Annotated in this window: 9 protein-coding genes; 4 read left to right on the top strand and 5 right to left on the bottom strand. The window is 68.2% G+C overall.

The window, feature by feature from the left end; all coding sequences use genetic code 11:
* Positions 1-54 precede the first annotated feature (54 nt).
* Positions 55-381 carry an iron-sulfur cluster assembly accessory protein gene (locus H1S04_RS10505; protein ID WP_181745547.1) on the top strand — a complete coding sequence of 109 codons (327 nt, stop codon included), beginning with the start codon at positions 55-57 and terminating at the stop codon, positions 379-381.
* Here the strand turns inward: H1S04_RS10505 and H1S04_RS10500 are convergent.
* Entirely contained in the window at positions 378-992 is a 615-nt protein-coding gene (locus H1S04_RS10500; protein WP_181745546.1) for a hypothetical protein, read from the bottom strand. The genes H1S04_RS10505 and H1S04_RS10500 overlap by 4 nt on opposite strands.
* A gap of 437 nt (positions 993-1,429) precedes the next feature.
* Between H1S04_RS10500 and xth the strand changes: the two genes are divergently transcribed.
* A complete protein-coding gene (gene xth / locus H1S04_RS10495; RefSeq protein WP_181745545.1) occupies positions 1,430-2,215 on the top strand; it encodes an exodeoxyribonuclease III in 786 nt (261 codons plus the stop codon).
* 97 nt (positions 2,216-2,312) lie between these two features.
* Positions 2,313-5,756 carry a pyruvate carboxylase gene (gene pyc, locus H1S04_RS10490; RefSeq protein WP_181745544.1) on the top strand — a complete coding sequence of 1,148 codons (3,444 nt, stop codon included), beginning with the start codon at positions 2,313-2,315 and terminating at the stop codon, positions 5,754-5,756.
* A gap of 112 nt (positions 5,757-5,868) precedes the next feature.
* On the opposite strand, the gene bfr is transcribed toward pyc, so the two are convergent.
* The 4 genes from bfr to H1S04_RS10470 form a co-directional block, all read right to left on the bottom strand.
* Complete coding sequence (bfr, locus tag H1S04_RS10485) at positions 5,869-6,354, bottom strand: bacterioferritin (protein ID WP_181745543.1); 486 nt, start codon at positions 6,352-6,354, stop codon at positions 5,869-5,871.
* A gap of 22 nt (positions 6,355-6,376) precedes the next feature.
* A complete protein-coding gene (locus tag H1S04_RS10480) occupies positions 6,377-6,622 on the bottom strand; it encodes a bacterioferritin-associated ferredoxin (RefSeq protein ID WP_181745542.1) in 246 nt (81 codons plus the stop codon).
* A gap of 76 nt (positions 6,623-6,698) precedes the next feature.
* On the bottom strand, positions 6,699-8,876 hold the full coding sequence (gene pbpC, locus H1S04_RS10475) for a penicillin-binding protein 1C (RefSeq protein ID WP_298948230.1): 2,178 nt from the start codon (positions 8,874-8,876) through the stop codon (positions 6,699-6,701).
* Positions 8,854-14,340 carry an alpha-2-macroglobulin family protein gene (locus tag H1S04_RS10470; RefSeq protein ID WP_181745541.1) on the bottom strand — a complete coding sequence of 1,829 codons (5,487 nt, stop codon included), beginning with the start codon at positions 14,338-14,340 and terminating at the stop codon, positions 8,854-8,856. The genes pbpC and H1S04_RS10470 overlap by 23 nt, the downstream gene beginning before the upstream one ends.
* A 123-nt stretch (positions 14,341-14,463) precedes the next feature.
* Here H1S04_RS10470 and H1S04_RS10465 point away from each other — a divergent pair, with 123 nt between their 5' ends.
* Positions 14,464-15,594: an S-(hydroxymethyl)glutathione dehydrogenase/class III alcohol dehydrogenase gene (locus H1S04_RS10465; RefSeq protein ID WP_181745478.1), complete on the top strand. Its 1,131-nt coding sequence runs from the start codon at positions 14,464-14,466 to the stop codon at positions 15,592-15,594.
* Positions 15,595-15,600 lie beyond the last annotated feature (6 nt).

Here is a 15,600-nt window from a genome sequence, read left to right as displayed (position 1 = left end):
GGTGTCGGGCGCGACCCTATATTCGCAGCAGGACAAGCGAAACGGGAACGCCCCATGAACCTCCCCCCCAATGTGACCGAGCGCGCCTTTGCGCGGCTGGCCGAAATCAATGACGGCGCGGACATCCCGCAGGCGCTGCGGGTGGCGGTCGAAGGTGGCGGCTGTTCGGGTTTTCAATATGAAATCCGCATGGATGCCCCGGCCGAGGATGACCTCATCCTTGAAGGTCACGGCCAGAAGGTGCTTGTCGATCCCATCTCGCTGCCGTTTCTGGCCGGCGCCACCATCGACTTCGCCGATGAACTGATCGGTGCGCGCTTCACCATCGACAATCCCAATGCGGCCTCGTCCTGCGGCTGCGGAACCTCCTTCTCGATCTAGTCGCAGATCACCGAGCGCAGGCGCAATTCGCGGTCCGGGTAGCTGAGCGGCGGTTGATGGATCGGCGCAGGGGGCGGGTCGGTATAACTCGGGCGCTTCGGCGGATGCAGCGGCTGCGGCTCGCGCGGCTGACCGCCGACCGGGTCTTCGGCGTCGAAAAGATCGGCCTGCCAGCTGGGCAGCTGGCAGATGGTCTGCGGGGCGACGGTGATGGCGCCGTCTTCAAGCGTCAGGACATGGCCGTTCAGCCGCGATTTTCCGGCGCTGAAATTCAGGGGCGCGGTGAGGGCGGCCCAGGTGGTTTCGGGGCCGAACAGGGTGTCCTCATCCTGCCAGTCCGTGCCTGAGGCGATGCGGATGGTCCAGTCGCCCGGCGGCACCAGCAGCCGAAAGAATTCGCCGCCGCGAATGAAGCCGGCGATTTCAGGCGCGTCCTTTCCCGTGGGGGTCAGGACGATGAGGTGATCGCGACCGGCCGGGCTGCGCACCTGCAGGGGCAGGGTGGCAGGCAGGCCGCTGCGGTTCCAGATCAGCCCCGCGCGGGGCCGGTCCTGCGCTTGCGCCATGAAGGGCAGCGCCAGACAGAGCAGCATGAGGATGACGCGGCGCATGGGCGGCCCCTTTCGCGGGCAGTCTAGCCTGCCCTCCCGACCCTGTCGCCGCAAGATCGCGTCATCTGCGATGACAGCAGGCCTCCCCGGCCGCTCTCCCACTCGGATCGTCCGGCTGAATCTGTAAATCCGCCAGCCTGTCGCCGTCGATATCACCCGCACCGCAGGCGGTCTGATCGATGCGGCTGCCGCGTCGGGCATGTCATTGCCGGTCCCGGTATGGCGACCATCCAGTTTCTGGCGGTGCCTGCCGTCTTGCCCGGAAATGCCGGGTGCGATCTGGCGCGACGCATGGGCCTGCTTTTATCACATCGGCAATAACATGTCGTATATATTGTAAAAATCTTCCCATTCCCGGTGCCCGCCGCGTGCGTCATCTGCCGGGCCAGCGGCCCCCGCGGCTTGCCAAGCGTGCCGGGCCGCCGCATGATGCAGCCATGAAAATCGCAAGCTTCAACATCAACGGCGTCAAGGCCCGGATCGAGGCGCTGACCGCTTGGCTGCAGTCCGCCCAGCCCGATCTGGTGGCGCTGCAGGAAATCAAGACCGTGGACGAGGGCTTCCCCGTCCAGATGATCGAGGATCTGGGCTATAATGTCGTGGTGCACGGCCAGAAGGGGTTCAACGGCGTGGCCCTGCTGTCGAAGCTGCCGCTCGAGGATGTGACGCGCGGCCTGCCGGGCGATCTCGAGGATGAACAGGCCCGCTATATCGAGGCGACGGTGGTGGGCGCGCGCGCCGTGCGCATCGCCGGGCTGTATCTGCCCAATGGCAACCCGGCGCCGGGACCGAAATACGCCTATAAGCTGGCCTGGATGGAACGCCTGCGGGCCCGTGCGGCGGAACTGCTCGCCTCGGAAATGCCGGTGGTGATGCTGGGCGACTACAACATCATCCCCGAGCCGCGCGATGCCGCCAATCCCGGCCAGTGGCTGGACGATGCGCTGTTCCTGCCCGACAGCCGCGCCGCCTTTCGCCGCATCGCAGCACAGGGCTGGACCGACGCCCTGCGCGATTCGGACCCGTTCGGGCCGCGCGGCCCCTTCACCTTCTGGGACTATCAGGCCGGGGCCTGGCAGCGCGATAACGGCATCCGCATCGACCACCTTCTCCTGTCGCCACAGGCTGCTGATCTTGTTCGCGAAACCGGTGTGGACCGCGACGCTCGCGCGGGCGAGAAGCCCTCTGACCACGTGCCGGTCTGGGTGGATCTCGCTGCCTAGAAAACAGGCAGCTAACCGGACCGACTGTCATCGCGCGTTTACAACCGTCCGGCGATCAGTATTGTCCTTCGCAGTTGCAGAAACTCGGGGGAGCGCCATGCGCGAGATTCGCAAGATCCTGATCGCCAACCGTGGCGAGATCGCCATCCGCGTCATGCGGGCCGCCAACGAGCTGGGCAAGAAAACCGTCGCCGTCTATGCCGAGGAAGACAAGCTGGGCCTGCACCGCTTCAAGGCGGATGAGGCTTACCGGATCGGCGAGGGGCTGGGCCCGGTGGCGGCCTATCTCTCCATCCCGGAAATCATCCGCGTCGCCAAGGAATCCGGCGCCGATGCGATCCATCCGGGCTATGGGCTGCTGTCGGAAAACCCCGAACTGGTCGATGCCTGCGAACGCGAGGGGATCATCTTCATCGGCCCGAAGGCCGACACCATGCGCGCGCTCGGCGACAAGGCCAGTGCGCGCCGGGTCGCGATCGAGGCGGGCGTCCCGGTCATCCCCGCGACCGAAGTGCTGGGCGATGATTTCGACGCCATCAAGGCCGAAGCCGCCGAGATCGGCTATCCGCTGATGCTGAAGGCCAGCTGGGGCGGCGGCGGGCGCGGGATGCGCCCGATCAACGGCCCCGACGAACTGGCCGAAAAGGTCCGCGAGGGCCGGCGCGAGGCCGAAGCCGCCTTCGGCAATGGCGAGGGCTATCTGGAAAAGATGATTCTGCGCGCCCGCCATGTCGAGGTGCAATTGCTGGGCGACCTCCACGGCGGTCTCTATCACCTGTTCGAGCGCGACTGCACCGTGCAGCGCCGCAACCAGAAGGTCGTCGAACGCGCGCCCGCGCCCTATCTGACCGACGAACAGCGCGCCGAGGTCTGCGAACTGGCGCTGAAGATCGGCCGCGCGGTGGGATATCAGAACGCCGGCACCGTCGAATTCCTGATGGATATGGACAGCGGCAGGTTCTATTTCATCGAAGTGAACCCCCGCATTCAGGTGGAACATACCGTCACCGAGGAAGTGACTGGCATCGACATCGTGCAGGCCCAGATCCGCATCGCCGAGGGCGAGACCCTTGCCGTGGCGACCGGCACCCCCGATCAGGAACATGTCACCCTGTCGGGCCACGCCGTGCAATGCCGGGTGACGACCGAAGATCCGCAGAACAATTTCATTCCCGATTACGGCCGCATCACCGCCTATCGCAGCGCGACCGGCATGGGGATCCGTCTGGATGGGGGCACCGCCTATGCGGGCGGGGTGATCACGCGGTATTACGACTCGTTGCTGGTGAAGGTCACCGCCTGGGCGCAGACGCCCGAACAGGCGATCCGCCGGATGGACCGGGCGCTGCGCGAATTCCGGGTGCGCGGCGTCAGCACGAACATCGACTTCGTCATCAACCTGCTGAAACACCCGACCTTTCTCGACAATACCTATACGACCAAGTTCATCGACACCACGCCCGAGCTGTTCGAGTTCCGGGCGCGTCAGGACCGGGCGACGAAGATTCTGACCTATCTGGCCGATATTTCCGTCAATGGGCATCCCGAAACCGCCGGCCGCGCCGCCCCGCCGGCCGAGGCGCATCCGCCGGTCGCGCCGAAACCGCATGTCACCCCGCCGCCCGCCGGCACCAAGCAATTGCTGGACGAAAAGGGCGCGCAGGCCGTGGCCGACTGGGTGGCGGCCCAAAGCCGCCTGCTGGTCACCGATACCGCCATGCGTGACGGTCACCAGTCGCTGCTGGCGACACGGATGCGGTCCATCGACATGATCCGGGTCGCGCCTGCCTATGCCGCCAACCTGCCGCAGCTGTTCAGCGTCGAATGCTGGGGGGGCGCCACCTTCGATGTGGCCTATCGCTTCCTGCAGGAATGCCCGTGGCAGCGGCTGCGCGACATCCGCGCGGCGATGCCGAACCTGCTGACGCAGATGCTGCTCAGGGCCTCGAACGGGGTGGGTTACACCAACTATCCCGACAATGTGGTGCAGGCCTTCGTGAAGCAGGCGGCGGAAACCGGCATCGACGTGTTCCGCGTCTTCGACAGCCTGAACTGGGTCGAGAACATGCGCGTCGCCATGGATGCGGTGATCGACAGCGGCAAGATCTGCGAGGCCGCGATCTGCTATACCGGCGACATTCTTGACCCCGACCGCGCGAAATATGACCTGCAATATTATGTTTCCATGGGCAAAGAGCTTCGGGATGCGGGCGCGCATATCCTCGGGCTGAAGGATATGGCAGGGCTTCTGAAGCCCGCCGCCGCCAGCGTGCTGATCAAGGCGCTGAAGGACGAGGTCGGCCTGCCGATCCATTTTCACACGCATGATACCTCGGGCATGGGGGGGGCGACCTATATCGCCGCCGCGGCCGCAGGGGTCGATATCGTCGATGGGGCCATGGACGCGCTGTCGGGCAATACCTCGCAGCCGACGCTCGGCTCCATCGTCGAGGCGATGGCCCGGACCGACCGCGACACCGGCCTCGACATCAGCGCGATCCGCGAGATTTCCAACTATTGGGAACGCGTGCGCGAGGATTACGCCGCCTTCGAATCCGGGCTTCAGGCCCCCGCATCCGAGGTCTATCTGCACGAGATGCCCGGCGGCCAGTTCACCAACCTCAAGGCGCAGGCGCGGTCGCTGGGGCTGGAGGACCGCTGGCATGAAGTGGCGCAGGCCTATGCCGATGCCAACCAGATGTTCGGCGATATTGTCAAGGTGACGCCCTCGTCCAAGGTCGTGGGCGACATGGCGCTGATGATGGTCAGCCAGGGTCTGACCCGTGCGCAGGTCGAGGATCCCGCCGTCGAGGTGGCTTTCCCCGACAGCGTGGTCGACATGATGCGTGGCAATCTGGGGCAGCCGCCGGGCGGGTGGCCCGAGGCCCTGCAGAAGAAGGTCCTGAAGGGCGAGGCGCCGATGCGGACCCGGCCCGGTGCCTCGATGGCGCCGGTCGATCTGGAAGCCACCCGCGCCGATCTGTCCAGCCAACTGGATGGCAAGACGATCGATAACGAGGATCTGAACGGCTATCTGATGTATCCGAAGGTGTTTCTGGATTACATGGGACGCCACCAGATTTACGGGCCGGTGCGGACGCTGCCGACGCGCAGCTTCTTCTATGGCATGCAGCCCGGCGATCAGATCAGTGTCGAGATCGACCCCGGCAAGACGCTGGAAATCCGCCTGCAAGCGCTGAGCGAGACCGACGAGAAGGGCGAGGTGAAGGCCTTCTTCGAGTTGAACGGCCAGCCCCGCAATATCCGTGTCCCGAACCGCGCGGGCGGCGCCCAGGCGACTGCGCGGCCCAAGGCCGATCCGGCCGATACCACCCATATCGGCGCGCCGATGCCAGGCGTGGTGGCCACGGTCGCGGCCAGGACCGGGCAGAAGGTCAATCCCGGCGATCTGCTGCTGACCATCGAGGCGATGAAGATGGAAACTGCCATCCATGCCGATCGCGACGGGATCGTGAAGGCGGTCCATGTCAGCCCCGGCCAGCAGATCGACGCCAAGGATCTGCTGATCGAGCTGGAATAGGAGGCGGGAGGGGCGCTGCCCCTCTTGGCCTGCGGCCAATTCACCCCGGGATATATGGCCAGAATGAAAAAAGGCGTCGCGCTCGCGGCGCCTTTTGGTTTTGCGAGGGCGGTTACTCGGCTTCGTTGGCCGGCTTGGCGTTCAGCAACCCGTAATTCTGCGCGCCGATCTCGCCATGGAGGCGGAGCTGGATTTCGAGAAAGTCGATATGGCCTTCCTCATCCGCGATCAGATCCTCGAACAGGTCCTTGCTGACATAATCACCCACCTTCTCGCAATGATCGCGCGCCTCGATATAGAGAGTGCGGGCGTCATGCTCGCCGGCGAGGTCGGCTTCCAGCGTTTCCTTGATGTTCTGGCCGATCCGCAGCGGATCCAGCTTTTGCAGGTTCGGATGGCCTTCAAGGAAAATGATGCGCTGAATCAGCCGGTCGGCGTGGTGCATTTCCTCGATCGATTCGGCGCGGGACTTGTCGGCGATCCGGCCGTAACCCCAGTCTTCCTGCAGGCGGTAATGCAGCCAGTACTGGCTGACCGCCGTCAGTTCCGAACGCAGTGCTGCGTTGAGATATTCGATGACTTTTGCATCGCCCTTCATTCGTCTTCCTTTCCTGTCACCCTTACGCCTTGTTGCGCAGACCGGTCAGAATCGGCGGCAATTGCTGGGGGTCGCTGACCGCGAAGCCATCGGCGGCCCGCATCTCAGAGACGAACAGCTTCATGCAGCCGCCACAATCGGCGCGCTTGCCGAGCGCGTGATACACCTTGCCCGGCGTGACAATGGTATCAGGGTCCGAGGCGCGCATCCAGCGGACCGCGGCACGAATGTCGCGATCAGAGATCTGGTTGCAGTGGCAGATGATCATGGCTGCGTCCTCGGGGAAACGGAGAGTCTTTTTCTCGGATATGCCCGTTCCATCAAATATGGGGATGACAGTCAAACTATTTTTGTCGGATTTCGCCCGCTCGCGGGGTTTTGACTGATACCTTGGGCGCGATCATGCGCAGGCGCGCGCGCCGGGTGGTGCCGGCGGCGTCGGTGACTGACAGTTCCGACATGCCGGGCGCGCCGGGCAGTTGCGCTACCGGGTCGCGGATGGAAATGGCGGCAGGCGCGCCGTTCAACAACCACGTATAGGGCGGCACGCCGCCGCGCAGGCGCACCGGGATGGTGGCGCCGGCCAGTTCCAGTTCCGCGCCATCGGGGGGAAAGACGATGACCAGCGGGTCCGCCGGGGGGGTGACGGGTGCGCCGGGACGCGCGGGGGCCGGGCTGGTGCTGCCTTTGGGCAAGAAGCGGCGCAGCGGCGGCGGCAGTTGAGGATTGGCGGCGATGATGGTTTCGGGCGGCGGCGGCGGCAGGGGGCGCGCGCGGGGACCGAGCGTGTCGAACAGGTCGAACAGCAGCGGCGCGGCCAACTGGCCGCCGAAGGCGCCGGGAACCGGCGTGCCGTCAGGGCGCCCCAGCCAGACGCCCGCGACAAAGCGCCCGTCGAAGCCCACCGACAGCGCGTCGCGATGGCCGTAGCTGGTGCCGGTCTTATAGGCGATGCGGCCGGGGCTGCGGCCCTCGGGCGCGGGGATCTGTGACAGGATATCGGCGATCTGCCAGGCGGCGGCGGCGCTGATCAGGCGTGCCGGTTCCGGGGCGGTTCCTTGCAGCGGCGTCTCGCGCAGCGGTACCGCCACGCCGCCCTGCGCCAGCGCCCCATAGCCGGCCACGAGGTCATGCAGCGACACCCCCGCCCCCCCGAGCACCACGGCAAGGCCCGGCGCCGCGCCATTGGTTTCGACCCGCATGCCCGCCCGGCGAAGGGCCGCCATGATGTGGGCGGGACCAAGCGCCTCGGCCACCCGGACAACGGGGACGTTCAGCGACTGGCGCAGCGCCTCGCGGATGGTGACGGTGCCGCGGAAGCGGCGGTCGAAATTCTCCGGCTGCCAGCGGCCGAAGACGGCGGGGCGGTCCTCGATCAGGGTTTCGGGATGGATCAGCCCATCATCGAAGCCCAAGGCGTAGACGAAGGGCTTCAACGTCGATCCGGGCGAGCGCAGCGCGCGGGTCATGTCGATGAAACCGGCGCGAGGGGTGTTGCCGAAATCGGCCGTGCCGACCTCGGCCAGGATTTCGCCGGTGGCATGGTCGGCGAGGATGGCTGCGGCGGAGATGCGTTCGGACTGGCCGGCAGTGGCGCGGGCGACGAGGGCCTCGGCGGCGCGTTGCAGCCGCGGGTCGATGGTGGTTTCGATCCGGGCGGCGCCGGGATGGGCCTGACGCAGCCGTTCGGCCAGCAGCGCGGCGTGGGCGGGAAAGGCGCGGCGCGCCTGTGGCAGCGGCGTGGCGCGGGCCAGATCGGCGGCCTGGGCATCGAGAATCCCCGCCGCCCGGGCCCGGTCGATGACACGGTCGCGGGCGATCCGGGCAGCCTCGCGCCGGGCCGGGATGTCGGGGCGGCGGCTTTCGGGCGCCTGCGGCAGGGCGACCAGCAGCGCCGATTCGGCAGGCGTCAGCCGGGTGGGTTCCTTGCCGAACCACATCAGGGATGCGGCGCGCACCCCTTCGGTATTGCCGCCATAAGGCGCGAGGCGCAGATACAGCGCCATGATCCCGGTCTTGCCGATGCGCCGTTCCAGCGCCAGCGCCAGCCGGGCCTGGCGCAGCTTGGCGCGCCAGTCGGCGGTGGGGCCGCGTTCCAGCAGCCGTGCCGTCTGCATCGACAGGGTCGAGGCGCCCGACACGATCCGTCCGTGACGCAGCCCCTGGGCCGCGGCGCGGATCACCGCGCGGGCATCGACCCCGGCATGTTCGGCAAAGCGGCGATCCTCCCACGCGACCAGCATCTGCAGGAAGCGTGGGTCTATCCCGTCTGCCGGCGGGGCCAGCCGCCACAGCCCGTCGCCGACCTGAAAGGCGCGCAGCAGGCTGCCGTCGCGGGCCAGCACCTCGGTCCCGGTGGGCACGGCCAGGGGCGGCAGGGGCGTGGCGTCCAGCCAGCGCCCGAAGGCATCGCGGCCCGCATCCGACGCGCCCGCCACCAGCCCCAGCGCGAGTGCCCCCGCGATGAGCCGCCGGCCGCTGCGTCGGGCCGGGTTGCGGTCACGGCGCGACGACGGTCGCACCGCTATCGGTCCAGCCCCGGCGCTCGGGGCGGTAGAAATCGGCTACGGTGGCCGCCGGGTGGTGGAAGCTGCCCGGCGTTACCGCCCGCAGCCGGTAGGCCAGCTGCAGCGTGCCCGCCCCGCCGAATTCGACCGAGGCGGCGAAACGGTCGCTGCGGAACTCGGTCATTTCGGTCTGGGTGTCGCCCTGCAGCCAGTCGAGGCCCGACAGCTCGCCCGCCGCGATCAGGTTGGGGTTGTCGATCTCGAACCCGGCGGGCAGCGGATCGGTGATGATGAGCCGGCCGTCCTGACCTTCGTTGAAGGCGGTAATCTCCAGCACCGCGACCATGCGCTGCCCCTGAGCGACCAGCGTGGGATCGACCGGCTGGCCTTCCGGGGTGAAATAGCGCCGGGTGATCTGGAAGGCGGTGCCGCCCGCCGCCACCAGCCCGGTCGGGATGGCGGTGACCGACAGCGTCACGTCGACCGGCGCGCTGCCCGCATTGCCCAGCGGCTGGGCGAGGGGCGCGGCCGCATCGCCCAGATCGGCGACCGGGCCGGGCAGCGGCGCGCCGCCCAGCGTCACCCCCTGCGCCGGGTCCTGGCCCGAGATCAGCGCCTGCCCGGCCATGACGGTCCACAGGGCTTCCTGCGTCGACAGGCCGTAACCGTCGCGACTGGCGATGTCGCGCGCGATCCCTGCGGCGAGCGCGCCCCGGTCGATACGCTGCGAACCAGCCTCGGTCGCCAGCGCCAGCACGGCGGCGCGATCGCGCAGGGCGGTGCCGAAATCGCGACGCAGGCCCTGCGGGTCGGTCTGGGCCGCTATCAGCGTGGCGGCGCGACCGAACATGCGGTCGGCACGGGGCTGGTCGCCCAGGAAGGCAAGCGCCGCCCCCAGTTGCGCCGCCGCCATCGGCGTGGCGAAACTTTCAGCACCCATATCGGCGTAATAGCGCAGATCGCTGACCACCGCCGCCCGTTCCCGCGCCAGCACATAGGCCGAATAGGCCATGGCCGCAGCCTCGTCCGCCGAAGCATATTGCGGATCGGACGCGGCGTTGAGGTAGTTCTGCAGACTGGTCAGCGCGCGGCGGAAATTCGCATCCGGCACCGCATGGCCCGCCTGCCGGGCCCGCGACAGGAAGTCGGTGACATAGGCGTTCAACCACGGCTCGGCGTTATAGGCGCTCCACAATCCGAAGCCGCCCTCGGGGGTCTGGCGGGTCAGGATCTGGGTGATGGCGCCGGCGATGTCGCGCGGCGGATCGCCGGGCAAGGGCGGCGCGCCCTCGGGCATCAGACCCGCCGCGTAAAGCAACGGCATCGCGGCCGAGGTGGTCTGTTCGGTGCAGCCATATTCGAAATCGCGCAAGAGCGTCAGCGCGGCCGGGATGTCCAGCAGCGCATAGACCCCCGCCGACAGGGTCCGCCGGCCCGATCCGGGCACGAATGTGCCCAAGGACGCGATATCGGGCGTGACCGAGGCGCCGGGTTCCAGCGTCATCCGCAGCGCGCGGGTGACCGGCTGGTCCAGCCGCAGCACCGGGATCTGCAGGTCCTTGGTGACGGTGCGGCCATCGGGCAGGGTGGCCGCGACCCGCAGACCCGCCGCACCCTCGGTCTGGGGCGCAGTCAGCCGCAGCGTCAGCGGCTTGCGCTCGCCCGTCGCCAACGGCACGGAGGCCGGCAATTCGGCGGTGGCCAGCGTGACCGCGCCGCCTTCCGGCGCGACGCTGAGGCCCACATTGCCTTCCGGTCCCGAGACATGGGTCAGCACGATTTCCGCCTGTGCCTGATCGCCCGGCGCGAGAAAGGCGGGCGCGGTGACGGTCATCACGACCGGGTCGCGCACCAGCATTGTCAGATCGGCCTGACCCACGCCGGTCTTCGACCAGACAAGCGTGATCAGCCGCACCTCGCCGTTGAAATCGGGCAGCGGCACCGCGACAGTTGCGGTGCCATCCGGCCCCAGCGTCACCGGACCCGAGAACCAGGCCATCAGTTTCTCGGTCGGCGGCGGCGCTGTGGTGCCCGGCCCTGAAGCATCGCCCCCCGACCGGATCGCCCCGTCCGCAGCCCCCGAGGCGAGGATCAGTCGCCCGTAAAGATCGCGCAGGCCGACGCCCAGCCGACGCTGGCCGAAATAATGGTCGCTGGCCGAGGGCGGCTGATAGCCGGTCAGGTTCAGGATGCCCTGATCGACCGCCCAAATGGTGGCGTGAACGGTCTCGCCCGCGGCTGCGCCCTCGACCCGCAGGGTGACCTGGGCGTCCTGGCGGGGATCGGTCTCGGCCGGAGCCTCGAGCGAGGCCTTCAGCAGTTTCGCCCCGGGATCGACGGATGCGGGGGCAAGCCCCATGCCGCGCACCGGGGCGTGGCCGGCATCCTCGGCCACCGGACGGATGGCGCTGACGGCGACATAGACGCCCGCGCCCCAGTCATCGGTGACCGGCAATTGCACGCTATTGGTGCCGGCAGTGGTGGCCACGGTTTCCAGCGCGATCAACCGGTTCGACATGACCGAGACGAGGGCCGCGCCCGCGGCCGGGGCCTCGAAGGTGACGGTGGCGGTCTCGCCGGGGCGATAGGCGGGCTTGTCCAGCGTGACGCGCAGCCGGTCAGGGGTGTCCTGCGCGGTCGAGACCGCACCCCAGCCGGCGTCGAACAGGACCGAGCTTTCAGAGCCGTCGGCGCCTTTCAACACCAGCTCGAACTGGCCCCAGGTGACGGGAACCGACAGCGGTGTGGGTTGGCCGGCGGCGAGCGTGATGCTGCCCGAACCCGCGCTGCTGCGGGTGGTCACCGGCTCCCACTGCCAGTCGCCGTCGATGGCATACCACTGATAATCGGTGTCGATCTTGTTCAGTTCCCAGGTGAAGCTGCCCGCCTGCGGGCTGAGGTCGGCGCCGAGCGCCACGACCGAGAATGCCGCCTCGCTGTTCTCGGCCACGGTGCCGCTGTCAAAGCCGGGCTTGATCCCGAGCGCCAGTTTCGCCGGCAGGATCAGCGCGCTGTCGCGGCGTTCGACCGGGCGGCCCGCGCCTTCCAGCACGTCCAGCCGCAATTCCGCATTCCACGGGCGGGTGGCACTCGCCAGCGCCGCCGGCAGTTCCACGCGGGCGGTGAAATTGCCCTGCGCATCGGTGCGTCCGGCCAGCATCTCGGCGCTTTGGGATTCCGTCTCGTCGTGGCGGCCGAACTGATAGCCCTCCCAGCCCGGCAGCGTCCGCGCCGGCGACAGGATCATCTGCCCCTCGACCGGCAGATCGGCGGCGGGGGCGCCGAACAGCCAGCGCGCGGCGATGTCGGTGGTCAGCACGCCCGAGGGCGGCCGCGGCGCATCGCCCAGTTCCAGCGCGAAGTCGATGCGCTCGGGCAGGAAATCCTCGACCAGCATCCGGGCCGAGGCAAGCGCGGGGCCATCCTCCTCGACACGCAGGTCGATGCGCCAGGCCCCGCGCGGCGCGGTTGCGGGGATCGGAAAGTCCAGCACATAGCCGCCGTCACCCGCGGGGGCGGGCATCAGCTTGGCGAATTCCGCGCCATCAGGGCGGATGATGCGGGCCTGCATCGGCAGCCCGTCAATGGCCCCGGCCAGCCCGTCGCGGGCGAGGATGGTGGCGTGCGCCACCTCGCCCGCCCGATAGGCGCCGCGATCCAGCGCCAGGAAGACATCGACCGGCGGCGCGGGCGGGTTGCCCTCGACCCCGCGATCCGAAAGGTCGAATTCCGGGTCCAGCAGCGACAGGAAGCTGAGGTCGGCAATCGCCTCGCCCTCCATCCGCGTGGCGGTCACCAGCGCCGGGGCGGCGGCGTCGCGGCCGCGCGTCAGCCCGGCATCGAAGCGTGCGATGCCCTGATCGTCGGTCACCGCCGTGCCCAGAACCGCGTTCCCGCGCGAGATCAGCGCCACCTCGACCCCCGGACGGGCGCCCGCATCTGACAGGCCGCGCACGGCGACGGTCAGCCCGTCGGTGCCCGAAAAGCTGGACAGCCCCAGATCGGACACCATGAACCATTGCGTCGCCGCCGGGCTGGCATCGGGATCGGCATTCGGAACCGCGGCGCTGAGCGCGTATACCCCCGGCAGCAGTGGCCCCGCCTGATCGCGCAGGTCCAGCCGCGTTGCGACTTCGGCATTCACCGGATGCGCGCCGCCGCCCGCCGGCGGGGCGATGGTGGCCAAACCGGTCCAGACCGCCTCGCCCAACTGGCTGGTGAAGCTGCCCGCGCGCCACCCGTCCAGCGGCATCCCGAACATGTCGTCGCGCAGCGCGCTGACCAAGTTGCGGTCCGACATGCGGTAAAGGGTCAGCGCCACCTCGGGTGTGTTGATCGTGGACATGGTCAGGCCGAGATCACCCGAGGCCGGCAGCACATAGGCGCGGCCGGGGAAGCGCACGGTCGGGCTGCGGTCGGGGATATAGGCGGTTGTCGTCACGTCGCGGCGCAGTTTTTCGCCCGTGCCCGAGGGCAGGCCCGCGCGCATGGTCACGGTGATGTCCTGCCCGCGCGGCATGCCGGTGACGCACAGATCCGAGCCGCGCGGCTCGATCCCCAGCGCCGGATCGGGCAGACCCACATAGGGGCGCAGGTCGACATTGCGCGCTACGTTATCCGAGAAAAGGATGCAGAGCCGCGGTTCCGGCCCGTCGCCGGCAACCGTGTGATCGGTGACGCGAAAGCCATAACGCCCTTCGAATTCGTCGAGGATCGCGGCGATGGCCGGGGCGTCTTCGGGGCCGGTGCGCAGCGCCCGCAGACCGTCGCGGCCGCGGTCGAGCGCCTCGGCCGCGCGCGCCCAAAGCGCAAGATTGCCGGCCCCGTCGCCCGGATCGCGCAGCCAGGCATTGGCGGCGGCATCCAGCGCCGCCTGCCTGAGCGCGCCCGAATCCTCGGCATTCTCGGCGGTGGCGGTCATCAGCGCCGACAGCAAAGCCCAGTCCGAGGCGAGATCGGTCAGCGCCGTCACCGCGCCCTGCGCGCGCAGCGCGCCGCGCGGATCGCTGCCGCGCCAGGCATCGACCGAGGCGCGCAGATCCTCGACCGGCATGCCGTAGCCGGGATAGGTCTGCCCCAGTTCCACCGCCTGGGACAGCGCGCGGTTGCGGTCGGATTCCGTCAACCAGTCCGCTGCAGCCTCGGCCCGGTCGCGGGCACGGGCGGCGGTGATCGGATCGGTGCGGATTACCTCGCCCGACAGCGCGCCGCCGAAGGGGATCGGCTCGCCCGGATCGGCCTTCGGAAAACAGGCGCGGCTGGCGGCATTATAGGTCAGCGCCGTGCAGGCGTCATTCGACAGGCAGGCCTGAACACAGGCGGCCTGGTTGATGTTGAAGACCGGACCCAGATCGCCGCCGGGCAGGTCGAACCCGTCCTGCAGGGGCAGCCGCGCGGACGGCGTCACGCTTTGCGCCCCCGCCACACCTGCCAGCCCCATCAACACCAGACCGAACGCCGCCGAGACCGCCTTGCGCATCACTACCCCCGTTAACAGACCGGGCCACCCTGCCAGAGCCGGGGGCGCAGGGCAACGGAGATCATCGGCTTGACCCCGGCCGCCCACTGGCCAAAAAATGGGCCAAACCAAAGGAGAATCCAGATGAGAACCCGCGCCGCAGTCGCCCTGGAGCCCGGCAAGCCGCTGACCGTCATGGAGGTGAACCTCGAGGGCCCGAAGAAGGGCGAGGTTCTGGTCGAGATCAAGGCGACGGGCATCTGCCACACCGATGAATTCACCCTGTCCGGCGCCGATCCCGAGGGCATCTTCCCCTCGATCCTCGGGCATGAGGGCGCGGGCGTGGTGCTGGAGGTGGGCGAGGGCGTCACCTCGCTGAAGCCGGGCGATCACGTGATCCCGCTTTATACGCCCGAATGCCGGCAATGCCCGTCCTGCCTGTCGCGCAAGACCAACCTGTGCACGGCGATCCGGTCGACCCAGGGCCAGGGGCTGATGCCCGACGGCACGACGCGGTTCTCGATGCTGGATGGCACGCCGATCTATCACTACATGGGCTGCTCGACCTTCGCCAACCACACGGTGATGCCGGAAATCGCGCTGGCCAAGGTGCGCGACGACGCGCCTTTCGACAAGATCTTCTATATCGGCTGCGGCGTCACCACCGGCATTGGGGCGGTCATCAACACCGCCAAGGTCGAGATCGGCGCCAAGGCGGTGGTCTTCGGTCTGGGCGGCATCGGGCTGAACGTCATTCAAGGGCTGAAGATGGCCGGGGCCGACATGATCATCGGCGTGGACCTGAACAACGACAAGAAGGAATGGGGCGAGCGTTTCGGCATGACCCATTTCATCAATCCCAAGGAAATCGAGGGCTCGGTCGTGCAGGCGATCGTCGATCTGACCAAGACGCCCTTCGACCAGATCGGTGGCGCGGATTACAGCTTCGACTGCACCGGCAACGTGAAGGTGATGCGCGACGCGCTGGAATGCACCCATCGCGGCTGGGGGGTCTCGGTGGTGATCGGTGTGGCGCCGGCGGGGGCCGAGATCAGCACCCGGCCGTTCCAGCTGGTCACCGGCCGGGTGTGGAAAGGCACCGCCTTCGGCGGCGCGCGCGGCCGCACCGATGTGCCGACGCTGGTCGACTGGTATATGGACCACAAGATCGAGATCGACCCGATGATCACCCACACGCTGAAGCTGGAAGACATCAACAAGGGCTTCGACCTGATGCATTCGGGCGAATCCATCCGCTCGGTGGTGGTGTATTGATGGCGG

This window comes from Paracoccus sp. S1E-3, assembly GCF_013868135.1.
Taxonomy (GTDB): Bacteria; Pseudomonadota; Alphaproteobacteria; order Rhodobacterales; family Rhodobacteraceae; genus Paracoccus.
The sequence above is the reverse complement of the archived record's forward strand: the minus strand, read 5'-3'. Positions and strand labels throughout refer to the sequence as shown.

Coding starts and splice junctions, on each gene's coding strand:
- H1S04_RS10505 (WP_181745547.1), top strand. CDS start 55: ATGAACCTCCCCCCCAATGTGACCGAGCGCGCCTTTGCGCGGCTGGCC.
- H1S04_RS10500 (WP_181745546.1), bottom strand. CDS start 992: ATGCGCCGCGTCATCCTCATGCTGCTCTGTCTGGCGCTGCCCTTCATG.
- xth (WP_181745545.1), top strand. CDS start 1,430: ATGAAAATCGCAAGCTTCAACATCAACGGCGTCAAGGCCCGGATCGAG.
- pyc (WP_181745544.1), top strand. CDS start 2,313: ATGCGCGAGATTCGCAAGATCCTGATCGCCAACCGTGGCGAGATCGCC.
- bfr (WP_181745543.1), bottom strand. CDS start 6,354: ATGAAGGGCGATGCAAAAGTCATCGAATATCTCAACGCAGCACTGCGT.
- H1S04_RS10480 (WP_181745542.1), bottom strand. CDS start 6,622: ATGATCATCTGCCACTGCAACCAGATCTCTGATCGCGACATTCGTGCC.
- H1S04_RS10470 (WP_181745541.1), bottom strand. CDS start 14,340: ATGCGCAAGGCGGTCTCGGCGGCGTTCGGTCTGGTGTTGATGGGGCTG.
- H1S04_RS10465 (WP_181745478.1), top strand. CDS start 14,464: ATGAGAACCCGCGCCGCAGTCGCCCTGGAGCCCGGCAAGCCGCTGACC.